This window comes from Opitutales bacterium (genome assembly GCA_013215165.1).
Lineage (GTDB): Bacteria > Verrucomicrobiota > Verrucomicrobiia > Opitutales > JABSRG01 > JABSRG01.
Genome location: JABSRG010000005.1, coordinates 1 through 16624, shown reverse-complemented (window position 1 = coordinate 16624; position 16624 = coordinate 1). Strand labels below are relative to the sequence as shown.

Sequence of the window (16624 nt, the reverse complement as noted above, 5' to 3'; positions counted from 1 at the left end):
CCCTGTCCCAACCTATGACCGCACTTGAACGTAAATTTGTCCTCCTGCTCACCGTCTTTATCGCAGCGCTGTCCATTCTTAATGTGATCAGCGCCAAGCTCTTCGTGATCGGAGGTCTATCGTTTCCCCTGAGTGCCGGTATACTGTGCTATTGGATCACATTCCCTATCACTGACATCGTTTCTGAAGTCTATGGCAAGGCGCACGCTCAGTTCCTGGTTTGGATGGGATTCTTGGCCAACATCATTATCTTGTTTGTCTCACAGGTGGCCATCCAGCTGCCTCCAGCTGATTTCTATACCAACCAAGAAGGTTTCGCTGCAACACTGGGGGCTGTCCCGATTATTGTCTGCGCCTCCTTAGCTGCCTATCTCGCTGCCCAAACGCATGACGTGTGGGCTTACCATTTTTGGAAAAAAGTAACGGGCAACAAACACATGTGGCTCCGCAATAACCTAAGCACCATAACCTCCCAACTCCTGGACTCGCTCGTCTTCAACGGCATCGCCTTTTTTATCTTCGGTGATTGGACTCTCGGGGTATTTATTAGCAGCACCCTTGCATTCTGGGCACTCAAGCTCGCCATCGCTATAATCGACACCCCCATTGTCTACCTCCTACACCGTTGGCTTACTGGCCACTGGAGCCCAAGCAAAGCCGCAGCGCAGCAAACATAGTCCATCCCTGGGACCGCCGAGCCTCAGCTCGGCACAATCTATTACAAAAACTCGCGTTCATCAGCGTCCATCCACGGATCGAAACTCCAGCGTTATTGTTCCTGGGACCCACCATGCCTCAGCTCGGCTTTATAAGACCTCAAATATAATCAAATGGCATCGTGCCGCTCTGAAATTACCCGATGACGCCTGTAAAAACTTTGAATTTAAAAGTTATTAATTTTTTTACTAATCATGTTTGACAAGATAAAATCCGCATAATCCCCTCTTATCATTCTTAATGACGCTAACAAAGTCATTTCAAGTGTTTAGACCTCCCTCTATTTTCTTAACGGCCATTTATTGTTTTCTGCACATAAATGCCGTTAGCTTGCCCGGCCAGGCGTCTCTGCCGTTTTACGAAGATTTTGAAGATTCTGTGCTCGGCATTGAATGGTCAGTGGATCAATCTGATTATAGTTATTTTACGGATGTAGATCCGTTGATTTCGGCTTACTTGGAATTGTTTGATGCCGACACGAGACCAAAGATCTCACTAGATATAGAGCAACAATCATCGCCCCAGATAGTATTCATTGACATGATGTTGAAGCCGTCGGTGGTGACGGCGGTCGATGAATTGCCGCTTGATCTGAACAATCAGTCCGCTGTGATCGGAGCCGTGCTGGAGGAGGGTGATGGCGTGATCTACGCATTTGATGGCGATGAGTTCGGAGGAGGTAACTGGATAGCGCTTGAGCGCTTATTTGCTCTCGATGGAACGCAGTTTGTGGACTGGATTCGCTACACGCTGCGCCTCGATTACGGAAGCAAGACCTTCGACGTATTCATCGATGGAGAGCTCCTGGCGTTCGACATTGGATTCGCTGACCCATCCCTCATGGGTATATCTCGTTTTCTGCTGAGCTCAGGCGCCAACGAACCTACTGGGTTTGATTCCTTTAGGATACAGTCTGCGAACCCTCTATTTCCAGATGCAGATGGAGACGGTATGAGTGACGCCTATGAGATAGCGTCCGCGCTCAACCTGAATGTGGAAGATCGCTCGGATGATTTCGACCGAGATGGTTTCAGCAACCTCGAAGAGTTTGTTCTCGGTACACGGGCTGATCTTGCCGATACAGATGGAGACGGGCTACCAGACCGAGTTGAGTTGATGCGCAGTAATGATCCGCTCACGGCGGAGTCGCGCATGGTCTTTTCGGCGCCATTCTTCGAAGATTTTGAAGGCTACATACCTGGCACCGATATCTCGGATCAAGATGGATGGTCTGACTCAGGCGGAGGTAGTGCACAAGTGTCTACTGATGCCGCTTGGATGAGCGACCAAAGTCTGCGGTTCGCGAGTGCCATGAATGATCTGGAATTTTCATTCGGCAGTCTGTTTTCCCTACCCGATGCAGATGAAGTAAGGATCGATTTCAATCTGAAGCCTGTTGTCTTCGATGCATCTGAGCCAGATCCTGAACTTTCACCAGAGACGGCGTCAGCTTTCTACGTGACCAATACAGGCGAACTTCGTGCCTACGATGGAAGTCTAAATGGCTGGAGCACAGTTGCTTCCGGAATCGATAGCGAAGGCTGGATGCATTTTTCTTTGCGGCAAGACTACGTGGCTCAGACTTGGGACCTGTATTTGAATGAGATACAAGTCGTTAGCGGATACGGATTCGCTTATACTGTCCCTTATTTTTACCAACTTCGTTTTGGAACGGGTGCTATCAACCCTTCCTATTTGGATAACATTTCCGTGGAAATCATCACGACCTCCGGCGACGACATCGATGATGTTTGGAAGCAACAAATCGTCGACGCTGATCCACTCGACGCGATTACCACGATAGAAGACGTGCTGCCTGAGGACGATTTTGATGCGGACGGTCTGAGTAACTTGGATGAGTTCAATGCCGGAACTAGTCCTTTACTCGTAGACAGTGACGGGGACGGCCTACCCGACGCTGCCGAGTTTTTCCGTTTTTCGGATCCGGCGACCCCTGATGCTTATTCTTTTAGCCCAATTCCTTTTTTTGATGATTTTGAAGGTTATGGCGCCGGTGACGCAATCAGTGGGCAGAACGGGTGGAACGCTTCTGGAAATGGTTCCGCTGAGATTTCTAGCGAGGCCGCCTGGTTGGGCGGCCAAGGGCTGCAAATTACGAGCGCAACAAATGAAGATTCGTTTAGTCTGGGCAATCTCTTTTCCTTGCCTACAGAGACTGAGATCTGGATCGATTTCTCTCTGAATGCAGTCCCGTTTGCGAGTTCGATGGGAGAACCGCTCATCTCGCGGGAAACGGCGTCGGCTTTTTATATGAATAAAGCGGGGGAGTTGCGCGCATACGACGGATTATCGAGTAACTGGGCCACGGTCGCGACTGATCTCGACCCTTCAGCTTGGCAGCGTTTTACACTCCGACACGACTACGCCGCACAGGTATGGGATCTCTATGTAGATGATGTGCAGGTAATCACTGCCTGTGGATTCGCGCACAACGTTCCCTATTTTTATCAGCTCAGATTTGGGACAGGTGCAGTAATTCCCACCTATTTGGACAACATTTCAATAAATACGTCCCGACCTGATCGTGGCTTAGACCTTGATGGAGATGGTATGGATGATGCCTGGGAGCAGCAGATCGTCGATGCTGATTTGGGAGATACTTTACTGGGCATTGAAGACGTCCTGCCCGGAGACAATTTCGATGGGGGTACGGCGAATAATCTAGAGGAGTTTTTACGTGGCACTTCCCCTCTCGACGGAGCTGACGACAGCATCACAATTTATGTAGACGGAGCGACGGGCAGCGATGCAAATGATGGCCTCATTGCTACCAATCTAGGTAATGGCCAGGGACCGAAACAAACCATCGGAGCGGCCTTGGTCGTGGCATTAACCAATGACGCCATTCAAGTCACTGCAGGAGGCTATCAAGAAGCGCTCATTGATGTGGCAGGCCGGGATATACGTCTCCTGCCGTCGGGCACCGTCACCTTAGATCTTCCCTGATTCACCAAAACCTCTCTCAAAGAACATCATGAAATACAGCGTAATCACGTCTTTAGTCTTGGCTGCACCCGCATCGCTTCTGGCCGACGAGCCAACAAGCGGCACCTTAATTCAGGTTTCGAGCGTCGGGATTGTGACCTTCGTGATGGTCATCGGTGCCTCACTAAGGGTGCGCCGGCAGGCCGCTCATAAAAAGAGCACCGATACCGATCCTGCTTAATCTCGTTTTCTAGTATCCTCCATGAACACATCCCTGAATCCTCCTCGAATCCTTTTGGCAACTCTGCTCGGCTGGACGCTTACGACTCACGCAGATTCACTCCTTATTGAGAGTGACCTCACTGTGAACGGTGAACTCACCGCCACGTCGCTCATTCTCCCAGATGGCACGGTATTAGCGGGAAGTGTAGATATCACTTCTGCCGTAGGAGTGGACACAACTGCAGGCGAGTCTTTGGTCGTCAGTGATTCACTAGGAAATGTGAACCTCTCAGGATCCGTGAGTGTTACTAGTCTAGTCGCCGCGAACGGACTTACCTTAGGCAGTGGCTCTGGTCTGGAGGTAGCAGGTGTTATTCGCTTCAATGATACGGACCCTCAAAACATTTATTTCGAGGCCTATAACGGAACTGCTTGGAAACGCCTGGACCTGAATCCAAATGAACTCATCGCAGCGGACACTCTGTCACTCGTCGGCAATACCTTGTTTTTCAACTACGAAGACGGATCTTTTGACACAGTCGATCTCTCGCCTGTAGTCCCCGAGGTCACCACATTGACGGTTCCGGGGGACAGTGCTACCGAGGTCGTTAAGGTGGAAGCGTCAGGGACATTAGTTGTCGGAGAGGGCACCGAAGATACAGTCGAATCCGCAGCGCTGCATGTGAAGGGTGCTACGGTGATTGAGGGAGATCTCATTGTAAACGGTCTGACACGCCGTGGTGACGTGTATATGGGTCAGTTCGGCGTGGGTGCTGATCAAGGATTCTAACCCCATATACATCTCTCTCTTTCTCCCCCGTTGTGCGTTTTACCGCTGTAGCTATGTGTTGTCAGGTGTTGTATCCTTTGCATTATTTTTTCCTCCAAATTCGCCATCGTAGATGGGCGTTGTGCTTAGCCTTTTTTTGGGCGATAGGACTCTCTGGCGCGGCGCTTGATTCAGTCGAGGTCACCATTCCATCCGAGGGAGACGGTGGACCCTTGAGGGTGGATTACTTTTTTTCGCTTGATGAGGGCGCATCGCTACAATCGGTCGATGTGGATGTGTTGCATTGGGATCTTTCCGAATATTTGGATGCGTTTGCCGTATCCCACGTGTCGGCACGAGGCGAGCGCTTGTGGACGCGCGTCACGAGTTTGGAGAGTACTACGCTGCATTCTCCTGAAGGGGGTGAGGTCAATAATTTTGCGGATTTCGATCTCGGCGGACTTTCGATAGAGTCGGGTAAGCCCCTGTTACTCCGCTTCGAATTGGTAATACAGTCGGGGGGTGATGTGGCCACTCAGCGCTTTTATTTTCTCCATCCTGATTCTGCTCCACGTATCGCCTCCATGGATGTGCGCTACCTGCCTCAACTCGCTAGCTACGCCCCGTCTGTGGTGATTGCAGATGGCGAGGTTGGATTGGCCGATCTCGAGATTGCGCTCCTCGGCACACTTCCTGGACAACTGCTCAATGCTGGTGGACGGATTGATGAGGTGAACTCATTCCTCGAAGTTTACTCGAAGCAGATTAGCTCAGCCGATGGGATTGAGGTGTCGTCTGAGACGGGTATATCTCAAAGCTTTGCAGCATCTTTTGGAGTGAGGAACGGTGTCGTTCCGCAATCAGAGGGACTGCTTTATCTCCAGGTAACAGCCAGGGATCAATTAGGTCATGTGCACACGGACTCAGATGTGTGGCGGGTTTCGGATGTCTTTCCTGCCGATCTGTTAGATATTCAGGTCGATTTCATTGAAGATGGCTTAGAGGCATCCGCGCCTTTGGCTGGTTTTGGGGCAAATCGGAGACTGGGTATTGTTGGGGTTTTTGACGGCGGCTCGGATGGGGGTAGCTATGGAGTAAGTCTGTTTGAGTCTGATGGTGTCACCCTTCGTTCTCTCGATGAGACCATCGCAGTCGTAGGTGAAAACGAGACGATCTATGGCCTGCTTCCCGGAGTGGCAGAGCTTGTTGTGTCCTATGCAGGCATTGAACGGACTATAGCCGTTTCGGTGGGCGACGAGACGAATTTGAACCGTCTTTCTCTGCGTAATGAATTATTCGAAGGCGTCTTGGCCGTAGACTCAGTAGGGTCGCCAATTCAGCTACAGGTAGTGGGAGAGTTTGACCCCTGGAGTGGGCCTGACGAACTCCTGATGAGCAATCCAAGCTTTGGAACTGTCTACACGGTTGGGGACGACGCCATTGTTTCTGTCGACGCAAATGGTGTGCTCGTAGGTCTCAGTGCCGGTTCGACCACTGTTACAGTGAGGAATCGTCTCGTGGATTTTGAGGAGCTTGTGTTTGAGGTGATTGTGGACAATGGCCCCCCCACCGTCGAATTGACTGCGGGCGCGCGCCACCTGTTTGAAGAGGCATCGTTTACTGTCTACGCCTCAGTCGAGGATGATGGAGGGTCTGAAAACGTGGCTTCGGTCTCGTTTTTGGTGGATGGGGTGGTTGTCTATACCGACAGTGAGGCCCCGTTTTCTGTGTTGCTGGAAGCTCCGGCAAATCGGGCCGATTCCTACATCCGTATCATTGCGGTGGCGACCGATTTTGATGGGGTATCGGGCGCTTCTGAACCCTTGGACTTACTGATCAAGCCTCTTGGAAATGGGGAGGGTGTTGGACAATCGCTCAGCATTTACACCCAAGATGATGATGCAGCCTTTATCCGTACGCTACTGGAAGAGGGGCGGTCGGGCTACAGCACCGATGTTACGCTGATCGCGGAAGGCGCGTCTTTTGTCGTGGGTTCTTTATTGGATTTTACCCTAAGCGCTTCCGATGGTGCCTACGATTCGGTGGAGTTTTTTATTAATGGAAGCTCGATTGGATCTACTCGGTATGCTCAGCCAATCGTATATCAAAACGAGGAGGGAGAGGAGGCTATCGCAGAAGAATTTTCTTATCGGGTCTCATACGTCATCCCTGAAAACCTGGCAGGGCGTGGTATGATTGTCAGCGCAGTCGGAACTAAGGGAGAGAGGCAGTTTTACTCGGAGAGTATCGGGCTTGAAGCTCGGGCCAATGCGCCGCCGATAATTAGTTTTGTGAACCCAGCAAATCTTGGAGCTGTGCGGAGCGGCGACTTGAATTCCTTCCAGATCAGTGTGACCGACGATCTGATTGTGTATGGGAGCGAACTCGTTCTGGAGATTGTAGACCTGCAAAATCCCGGAGACAGTGTTGTGCTTAGGCAGGAGTCTAAGCCTGGATTGTTTGCATTGAGGAACGGACTCTTTTCTGCAGGAACGGAACAGTTCGAGTTTTTGGTGCCTATTCCGGAATCGCCCACTGGGTCTCGTTTTGAGGCGCGTTTAGATGTAACAGATTATCATGGGTTGGTGTCCACAGAGAATATCGAAGTGGTTGTTCAACCGAATCAGGTGCCACAAATTGAATTCATCTCCCCGGTCGACGCTTCAAGTTGGGTTGCTGGAACATCTCTACCCATCGAGGTGAGCGTCTTAGATGACGGGGCCATCAGATCGGGGGATATCCAGTACTTTGTGAATGGTGAGCGCGTCACGTTAGGTTCCTCAAGTATAGAGTATCCAATTCCAACTGAACTGGCAGGGTCTCGTATGAGTATCGTCGCAAGTGTTTCAGATTCTGATGGTTTAGTGGGGACGGATGAGGTCGAGGTATGGGTCACGTCGGACACCATTCCGCCCTCCGTAGTCATTGCCGAGCCTGCTCATAACACTATTGTTCAGATAGACGAGACAGGTACTGCGCTGATTGGGTTTTTGGTGACGGGTTTCGATAATATCGGACTAGATTCGCTCACAGTCTACGAGTCGGGTGCGCCGGGTGAGCCGCTGGCAAATTTGGGCGCGGAAGAAATCTCATCTAATGAAGATGGTTCGTTCTTGGCGGCTATGTCGACACTGCTGGAGGCAGGTTTTGTGGAAGATGGAGAGGCGCTGGATTTTTTCGTGCAGGCAGTAGACTCCTCAGGCAATGCGGCGCGTAGTGCTGCAGTGAGCCTCACTTTTCGAGAGGACGTCATAGCACCGCTGGATATCGCTCTGAGCTATCCGCGCTTGAGTGAGGGAGAAGCGGGCTTGCCCTATTTTGATGTTTTTGAGGGTATCGTAATCGATTTCCTTGCGGTGGTTCCCGAAAATGCGCTCGTGGATCGCGTGCGCTTACTAGATAGTGAGGGCATTGAGATTTTCTCAGATACTGATGGCGCTCCGTATCAATTTGCCTACACCGTTCCCGCGGTGGTCGATGCGACCAATCTTCAATACACGCTGATCGCCGAGGGAGAGTTCCCTCGTGCAACACCGACGGCGGCGAGTTTTGACTTCGAGCTGCGGGTTCAACCGGACACAGAAGGTCCCGAATTACAGTTTTTATCTCCGCGCGCGGGCGACCAATTAGTCGAGGGAGTGGAGTATCCACTCTCAGTCAGTGTGCGGGATAATGTCGCTATCGATGCCCAGTCCGTGGAATTTTCGATCGATGGTGGCAGCACTTGGTTGGACGCTCAGGAAGATTTCAATTCAGATGCCTTTGGACGTGTTTTTGAAGCAGTTGATTCTTGGCAGCCTGTGCTCGTCCCTTTGGACGATTATCACCTAGAAGCCTATGCCGGGTTGGCGGACTTTGGAGAAATCTCTGATCCTGTCGCGTATCCAGCTTTGGTCTTTGCCGAGCTTGCCACGGGTGAGATCTCTATTCGTTACTATCGTGCAGCTGGAGACTTTGACGAGCATCGTTCATCTGTAGAGGAGCCTGCGGAATTAGCAGCTATTCTGAATGAGACGCTGTGGGCAGAGCCCATAGTTACTCCGGTTTCCGACCAGCGCTTTGATCTTGTTCAGTATGCTGAGTCGCTTGTTGATGGATTTGAAGACTCCACGATTTTCGAGCTCACAGCTCGGGCGTTTGATCATAAGGCACAGGTGGGTGAAGCGGAGGTTGCGATCACTGTCTTGCGAGATGCTTTCCCGCATATTGAGATCGTGGAGCCCGTTGAATTCCGCCCTGTTTATGCTGGAGAGACCCTACCTATTGGTGCCGTGCTTCGCGACGATCTTGGAATATCGAGTATCCGTGTCAGCAGTTGGGAAGTCGGGGAGCGGTTTGAAGTTTCTATCACCGATCAAGCAGCGATCAACGGATTGGCCGATGAATTTGGGCAACTTCAACTTTTAGACGCAATTGTAGTCCCGCCGCTCCCAAATGCAGACAACGTTTTGTGGCAGCCACATCATGCCGATGGAGTGGGGTATCTTCGTTTTGAAGTCACAGACAGTGTCGGCCAGGTACGCACGACTCGGGTGCCTGTACGGGTGATTGCGGATGATGAAACTCCGATTGTCAGCGTTTCTGCCCCCATATCTGGCACCGATGTGTTGAAGGCGGAGCAGCTATCGCTTGAAATCGAGGCGCAAGACAATCGCCTCATTGAGAGCATCAACGTTTGGGTCGAAGACGAGTTTCTGGTGGAGCTAAACCTGGATCCCCAGGAAATCGTCCCCGAAACCCGCACCTTCTTCGTGCCCGATCCTAATGGGTTCGGAAGCCTTATTCAGAATGTCATCTGTTCCTATGCGCTGAGTATGGACGTCGATTTGCGGGGTTTATCTCGCTCGCCAGAGATCAATTCTCGTATCGAACTTGTTGTCGAGGCCATCGATATTAATGGAAATGTCGGGCGGGCTGCTTCGGTCTTTCTCGATGTAGTACCGGATCGCTTGCCCCCTTTTTTGGAAGTATTGAGTCCGGTCGAGGGGGAAGTATTTTATGCGACTGAAGGCGCCGAAATCGAGGTAAGCTTGGAACTCCTGGACAATCTCGATACTCCCGAGGATTTGTTAGTTCAGGTAACTTTGCGGGATGAAAATGCAGGCAGTGTGGTCGTGCTCTCCGAAGGCGATGAGCTCTACGTCTACCCATATATGATTCCCGAGGTGCTTGAGGAGACTGAATTCCGCATCGAAGTGAGTGCAGAGGATCTTGCGGGAAACATTGGGCGTGCGCTCCCGGTTAATTTTACGGTGCTGCCACCGGCTCTGGCACCGATTGAGGATAATGCGCCAGTATTGACGAACGCATTTCCAGAGGACGATTCAGTGATTTTAAGTGAGGCGTCGTACGTGCCCTCCGTGGTGGTAACTGATGACACGGGCATACAATCGGTCGTCTTTATCGAAAGCGATCTGCCGTTGTCACACGTTGATACCAATTCCAGTGAGCTGGCATTTACGCTCGACGATACAGCACAACTACGCCTGCTCAATGGGCTTGAACTCACCACTTCGGGAGGATCTGGCGATGTAGTCTCGTCTTGGGATTTTTCAACGCCAGGTGCTGCAGTCCTCGCCCTGAATGGCGGCTTAATGCGCTCGGACGACACGACGCTCACGGTGGCGGTCGATTGGGCGCTGCCTGGCGACCCCGCTCACGAGAATACACGGCTGATTCTGTTTCAGAATGGAATCGAAGCGGGGAGTTTTTCACTGCTTGCGCCCATTGCGATTGATCTTACCAGCTATGCTCATGGAGACGAGGTCGCTCTGGTCTTCAGTGATGATTTAGACGAGTCCGCATTTACCCTTTCAGAGATTCGGCTGCTATTTTCCCAAGACGCGGAATCCGGACCGATCGGGTCATTCATTTTTTCTGACGGCAGTCGGGTGAGGGCTCAGTCGATAGACGGCTCGGACACACCGGGTGGGTTTGTCTACGAGTTTGATCCACTGTCGACTCCCCAGATTTCTGAGCCATTGGAGCAGTCGCTCGCTTTTATTGCTTTTGATAGCGGACCACAGAGCCATGAGGGTAGACCAGGGCCCCTCAGCCTAACAGTTATGCCTGAGCAAGAGCCCGAGATTGCGGTCTTCTCAAATGGAGAACAGATATCAGGATCGCTTTTCTCGGCGATCGAAGGAGAGCGAGTTGAACTCGACCTGGAGATTGATGATCTCACCGGCATTAGCGCCTATACAGTGACGCTTTAGGGCTCAGTGATCCTCGAAGGTACGCCCGATCTGGATACGACCTCGCTCTTTCAGCCCTTTACTTTTGCGATTCCCGGCAGTGCTGCGGGTCAAACCTGGATTCTTGATATCGAGGCTGAGGATGTGTTAGGGCAAGTGGGCCGTAGCAATTTCTCTGTGGCCATCGGTGAGAACGCTTATCCTGAGATCTCGGCGGATCAGCTACTCTATGCCGGAGTAAGCATCCCTGTGGATGCGGTTAATTCCGTTTTGGGAATCGAGATTCTTCGAGGAAACGCAGTGAGCATACCGATTCAGGCTTCTGATGATCTCGCGGTGGCAGCCGTATCGATTTCCATCAATGGCGAGGAAGCGGAAGGCTACGATTTCTTTGTTGATAGCGTCTATCGTTGGGAAACAACTAATCTGCCGCTGGGGACCTACCGTTTTGAGATAGCAGCCACAGACTCGATTGGGCAGGCGACGACGCGCTTTTTCATTGTGCGATTAGTATCCGATGCGGCGCCGGAGGGGATTGTGATCGCTCCAGCACCGGGGCAGGTGATCCCTGAGGGGCTACGGTATCTATCTTTGTCAGCGCTTGTCCGAGATAATTCACAGGTGGTTCAGGTCGAATTCCTCGTTGATGGAAAGATATTAGATACGATTGATGGGGGTTTTGGCGTCGTGGGCTTCGATTCGAACGGAGAACTTGCCTATTTTGACAGCCGTGTCGAGTCGGGCATGCAAGCTATGGGATGGAGGGGCATCGATTTCCTTCCTGGAGCTGCGGATAATGCGTATGGGCCTTATGATTTGGTTTTGCTTGAAACCGATTTCCAGGTGCCGGTCGGCGTTTTTGCTTCGGGTCAAACCGTCGAAATCGGTCTTCGGATCACCGACAATCAGGGAAATGTCGGATTGTACTTCCATGAAGTTCTCGTGATCGAAGATACACAAAAGCCACAATTCACACTCGGAGAACCTGTAGCAGGCCAATCCTATATCGCCGGTGCGCTGGTCGACTTTAATCTGCGTGCTGCGGATGATGCCGCAGTGGAACGGATCGCGGTGTGGAGTGATGTGAGTGTTTCAGGCTCAGGCACGGAGCTTGATTTCAGTGGTGGCATCCCATTTTTAAGCGAGTCGGATATCGAGCCCATCGATGCTTTGCCAGGCACTGTGAATGTCATCGATACCCCGCTATACGAACTGACTTTGCGCCTGCCGGAGACTCTCGGAGAGCGATTTTTTGGAATTGAGGTGTTAGATATAAATGGCCAGCAAACGCGTGGAGTTGTTGGATTTTATATCGTTGAAGATGAACCGCCTACCTTGGATATCCTTCAGCCTGAACCAGGGTCGTTTGTGCCTCAGGGAGCTTTTCTGGGTGTGCAAGCAGTGGCTACAGACGATCTCAGTGTGGATCGCGTTGTCTTTACGGTCGTGGATGATGATGGGCTCCCATTCCCGGATATTGAGCCCTTCATCGACACCATTGCACCGTATGGATTCAGCTTTACGATTCCGGAGACCAGCGATGAACGCGGCGTGTTGAAGATCGCGGCATCGGCGGTGGACTCGGGAGGCCAGGTTACTCATGAGCCTGCGGTTACGATTTACAGCAGGACCGATTTTCCGCCTTCGATTTCACTGTCTAATCCAGTTAACGGTCAGGCGATCTTCGAGGGGATGGATCTGCTCATCCAGGCGTCCGCGGGAGATGATATTGAAGTGCGCTCTGTGACATTTACGGTCGACGGTCAGCCGATCGCCACTGACTTGACCGCGCCCTTCGAGGTATTCTGGAATGTGCCCTTCGATCGGGTAGGTGATACGTTGATTCTGGGCGCTATAGCATAGGATTCTTCCGGTCAAAGTACTTTAGCGGATCAACATCAGGTGGTCATCATTGCGGATGATGAACCGCCTCAAGTTGAGATAATAGCTCCGCTCGATGGCTCGGCTTTTACGGCAGGCTTGCCTTTCAGAATCGCTGCCCAAGCGACGGATAATGTGTCTATCGGCTCTGTAGAGTTTTACGCCGAATTTCTTCCAGAAGGTGAAAGCACCGTTCAATCGGAGCTCATTCAAGTGGTCGTCGCACCGCCTTATGAAGTCTCTTACACCTTCGATGCTGACAGGGTGGGCGTTCCTGTGACGTTTTTTGCACGCGCTAAAGATACGGCGTTCCCAAGTAATGAGGCGACCGCATCGATCACCGTAACCGTCGATGCGGATAATCCTCCTTTGATTACGGCCATCACACCTGAAGACGGTGCGGAGATTACGGAAAACACGCTCGTTACGCTCACCGCTTCGGTCGAGGACGACGTGGATGTGGCTCGGGTGGAATTTTTAGTCGACGGACAGACTGTTGGTAGCGACCTGGTGGCCCCTTACACCGCACAGTATAACGTGGGAGAGAATCCTGGAGAGGTGGCCTCATTAACCGTCCATGCCTTCGATTCGGCAGGTCAGCAGGCGGCGCAGACTCTGACTTACAGTATCATCCCAGATCAGCCTCCTTATGTTGAGATGCGTCGCCCGATTGAGGGCAGTTTAGTATTCTCGGGGCAATCGCTGAGATTTCAGGCGAATGCTATCGACGATTTGGCGATCAACCGTGTGGAATTTTTTGTGAATGAGACCCGTGCGGCGACTGTGCGGTTACCGCTGAATGCATCGGAAAACTCTTTTTACGATGAGGATATCTTTGAGGCGTTCTTTACCACGCCGGCAGATGCTGAGCGTAATGTGTTTGAGATTTATGCGGTTGCTTACGATTTTAAGGGCCAGAGCGCGCGGTCTGAGACGGTCACAGTGGGTCAACTTGAGGATACTACCAGCCCAGTGGTTGATTTGCTAAGTCCTGTGACTGGAGATATTTTATCTGAAAATGAGGCGTCTGCCTTCTCTGGACGGGCTTTGGATCTGGCTGGCGTTCAGACGGTGAGTTTCTTCCGGGATTTGGGGTCGGCCGCTGAGCCGGATCTGCTCTACACCGACGCATCTCCCGCTGTTGATAATGCCTGGGCACCCTTTGGGTTTGATTATCTCGTTCCGAGCGGAAGTGCCGGAGAGATTTTCGAGTTTTTTGCCGTTGCCGAAGACTTTAGTGGTAACACAGCTGAGTCTGAGACGGTGGCTATCGAGGTCGGTATGGGTACGACGCAGATCCTGACACCGGAGTTAGAATTGAGCCCCAACACGATCATTCCGGGTAATGTGCTGCACGCGGAAGCAGAGGGTGGATTCCTCTATCATTTGTCGGACTTTGGAGATGGGTGGAGGCTTGATGTCTACGATGCCACCTCGGGCATGCATAACCTGCGTAGGCTAGGGGAGGGATACCTCTTGCATGACCGCTTGTCGGATCGAGAAACGCTTCCCGAAGACATCCTGTTTGAAGGCGCCCATGCTTTTACCATTCATCGCAATTACGCCTACATAATCGGTTATGACGAGGAAGCTGCTCTAGGTCATCTTACGGTGCTCGATCTCTCCTTGCCTTTTGCGCTGGAATTTGTGGGGCAGATTTCTTTCCCCAGTGCCGGCGTGCATTCGATCACAACCGAGGGAGATATGGCCATCGTGGGCAATGGTGAGTTTGGGCTCATTTTCTATGATGTCTCGCGGCCTGAGAACCCGGTATTGAGCGACCAAATCTTGACTACAGAGACTGTTCTAGATGACTCCGGTTTTTCGGTGTCGGGTGGCGGTGATTTCCGAGATGTAGTTGTCGACGATCAGTTTCTGTTTGCCGCGTCGGGCGCTGCGGGATTGCTGATTTACGATATCAGTCAGCCAGATAACCCACAGGTCAACCAGGACGGATTGATTAATTTAGAGGGGCAACCGTTCACCGCTCCGGGTGCCATTGTCTCCATCGAGGTTCAGGATGACTATGCATTCCTTGGCTTGGATGTTCTTGATGACCGCGTCGCTTTCCAGAACACCTTATTAGTGGTCGACGTTTCGAATCCGGCTCAACCCGTGGTGGTAAGAGAACTGAATTATGAATTGGCACGGCCAGATTTTCGGAACGGTGGGGTCCGTTCGGTCTTTGTAAAGGGGAGTCTCGTGGTGATTTCTCTCGATGTATTACGGGACCTCGACGTAGAGACGCCCGAATTTGAGGGGGCGTTTGCTAAAGACCTCCTGCAGTTGATTGATCTCGGCGACTTATCCGATCCCTCGGATGAGCCTGCCGTGTTATTGAACGCGAACTTACGGGGGCCTGGATATGGGATTACTCATACCGCTGGTAGTTTTGCCATACCGGTCGGTTTGGGCGGGGTCCAAATCATCCCGCAGCAGGTGTTGAGTGTGGATGCGGTTCAACCGGGCGGATATGCGAGCGGCGTGGGAACCGGCAGTGACATCACCATCGAGTTCAGTGAGGCTGTGGATAGTTTATCAATATCTGGGTTGAACGCATCAAACATTTCCCTGCTGAAAAATGATACGGGCGGGGGCAGTTTGGTTCCGGTTAATGTGTTTGCCGATGGGAACCGCTTAATCGTCGATCCTATAGATTTATTGGAGCCCAATGCAGTGTATACACTGGAAATTTCCTCGAGTGTATTAGCGCTGTCTCAACGAGCGCTAGGACGCGTGTATCGTTCAGTATTTCTAACTGGGCAGGCCGAGTTGCAATCAGATCCGTTTGTGGCCGAGATCGAGAACGCGGAGGCCCCTGGAGCAGACCGCTATCTTGACTTAGCTGGTGGAGACACGGTTACCATTACTGGCTCTGGCTTTTCGGATGATCCCACGGTCTACATCGGTGGCGTTCTCGCCGAGATCGTATCTGCGAGCGATACTGAGATCGTTGTGCTTACACCGCGTAATGGAGCGGGCACGGCTGCTCTAGAGATCATAAGTGACGGCGGTGCTTATCGCATTATTCACGGTGCCTTCGTCTATCTCAATGAGTTGTCTATCGCCTTGGTGACTCCTGCCGTGGGCTCACTGGATGGAGGCGATGTCGTCGAGATAATAGGCGAAGGCTTTATGCCAGGAGCGACCTGTTTTTTCGGGCCGACCCCAGCCTTGGAGGTGACTGTCCTCAGCCCCACACGCATCCGTTGTGTCGTTCCCCCGCGAGCTCTGTTTGGCTTTGTCGATATATCCGTTTATTCAGCGGATGGGGCACGGTCGGCTTTCCTCCAAGATGGCTTCCTATACAGTCAATTTGTTGAGCGTTTCTTTTTGGCCAACCATTCCGATTTTGACAGTCTCATTAACCCCACCCCCCCTTTAAGCTTTGATCCCACGCGGGAACTGGCACCGGGCTTCCCCAGTGCGCTTGCAGCGGACGGTGATGTTTTGTTTGTGGCTATTGATAGCAGTGATCTCAGCAGTGATCCCGAAGGCATCGCTACGGATGCTCAAAATCTCGGGGAGTTAGAATCTGGCTCGGTATCTAGTTCGGTTGCACTCGTGCGTTTACCTCGGGAGGTGACGACTCTGCTCGAAGACCCCGAAGATCCCACCTCCGTGCGCGAAGATACCGATCTTATACTGGACCAGATCAATCTTCCGCTCCCGCTCATACCGCGTGACATTGCCTACACCGAGTTTGCCGCTGGCCGTTTCGCTATCGTCGCTTTTGACACGGAACGCTTACCGCTGCTCGCCCCTGATCAACTCTACGATGATCCAGGTTTTGTGTTGATCGAGGTGTTCGACCTGTTTGAGACAGAAGTAAATCTATCGGGGGATACCGTTCCATCTCTCGATGGTGAGGGGAACTTGATCTATGTCCTCGATG

The 16624-nt window shown here is 51.9% G+C and carries 7 protein-coding genes; all 7 read left to right on the top strand.

The annotated features are described in order from the left end of the window. Nucleotides 1–14 precede the first annotated feature (14 nt). A complete protein-coding gene (locus HRU10_01180; protein NRA25844.1) occupies nucleotides 15–677 on the top strand; it encodes a queuosine precursor transporter in 663 nt (220 codons plus the stop codon). A gap of 418 nt (nucleotides 678–1095) precedes the next feature. Beyond that, nucleotides 1096–3684: a hypothetical protein gene (locus HRU10_01175; protein ID NRA25843.1), complete on the top strand. Its 2589-nt coding sequence runs from the start codon at nucleotides 1096–1098 to the stop codon at nucleotides 3682–3684. Nucleotides 3685–3712: 28 nt separating this feature from the next. Further along, complete coding sequence (locus HRU10_01170) at nucleotides 3713–3904, top strand: hypothetical protein (protein ID NRA25842.1); 192 nt, start codon at nucleotides 3713–3715, stop codon at nucleotides 3902–3904. Nucleotides 3905–3925: 21 nt separating this feature from the next. Then, a complete protein-coding gene (locus tag HRU10_01165; GenBank protein NRA25841.1) occupies nucleotides 3926–4675 on the top strand; it encodes a hypothetical protein in 750 nt (249 codons plus the stop codon). 218 nt (nucleotides 4676–4893) lie between these two features. Beyond that, the gene (locus tag HRU10_01160; GenBank protein ID NRA25840.1) at nucleotides 4894–10869 is read left to right on the top strand and encodes a hypothetical protein; all 5976 of its coding nucleotides are present in this window, start codon (nucleotides 4894–4896) and stop codon (nucleotides 10867–10869) included. A gap of 6 nt (nucleotides 10870–10875) precedes the next feature. Then, nucleotides 10876–12711: an Ig-like domain-containing protein gene (locus tag HRU10_01155; protein NRA25839.1), complete on the top strand. Its 1836-nt coding sequence runs from the start codon at nucleotides 10876–10878 to the stop codon at nucleotides 12709–12711. A gap of 39 nt (nucleotides 12712–12750) precedes the next feature. After that, nucleotides 12751–16624: IPT/TIG domain-containing protein (locus HRU10_01150; GenBank protein NRA25838.1), on the top strand; the 3874-nt coding region annotated here is incomplete at its 3' end.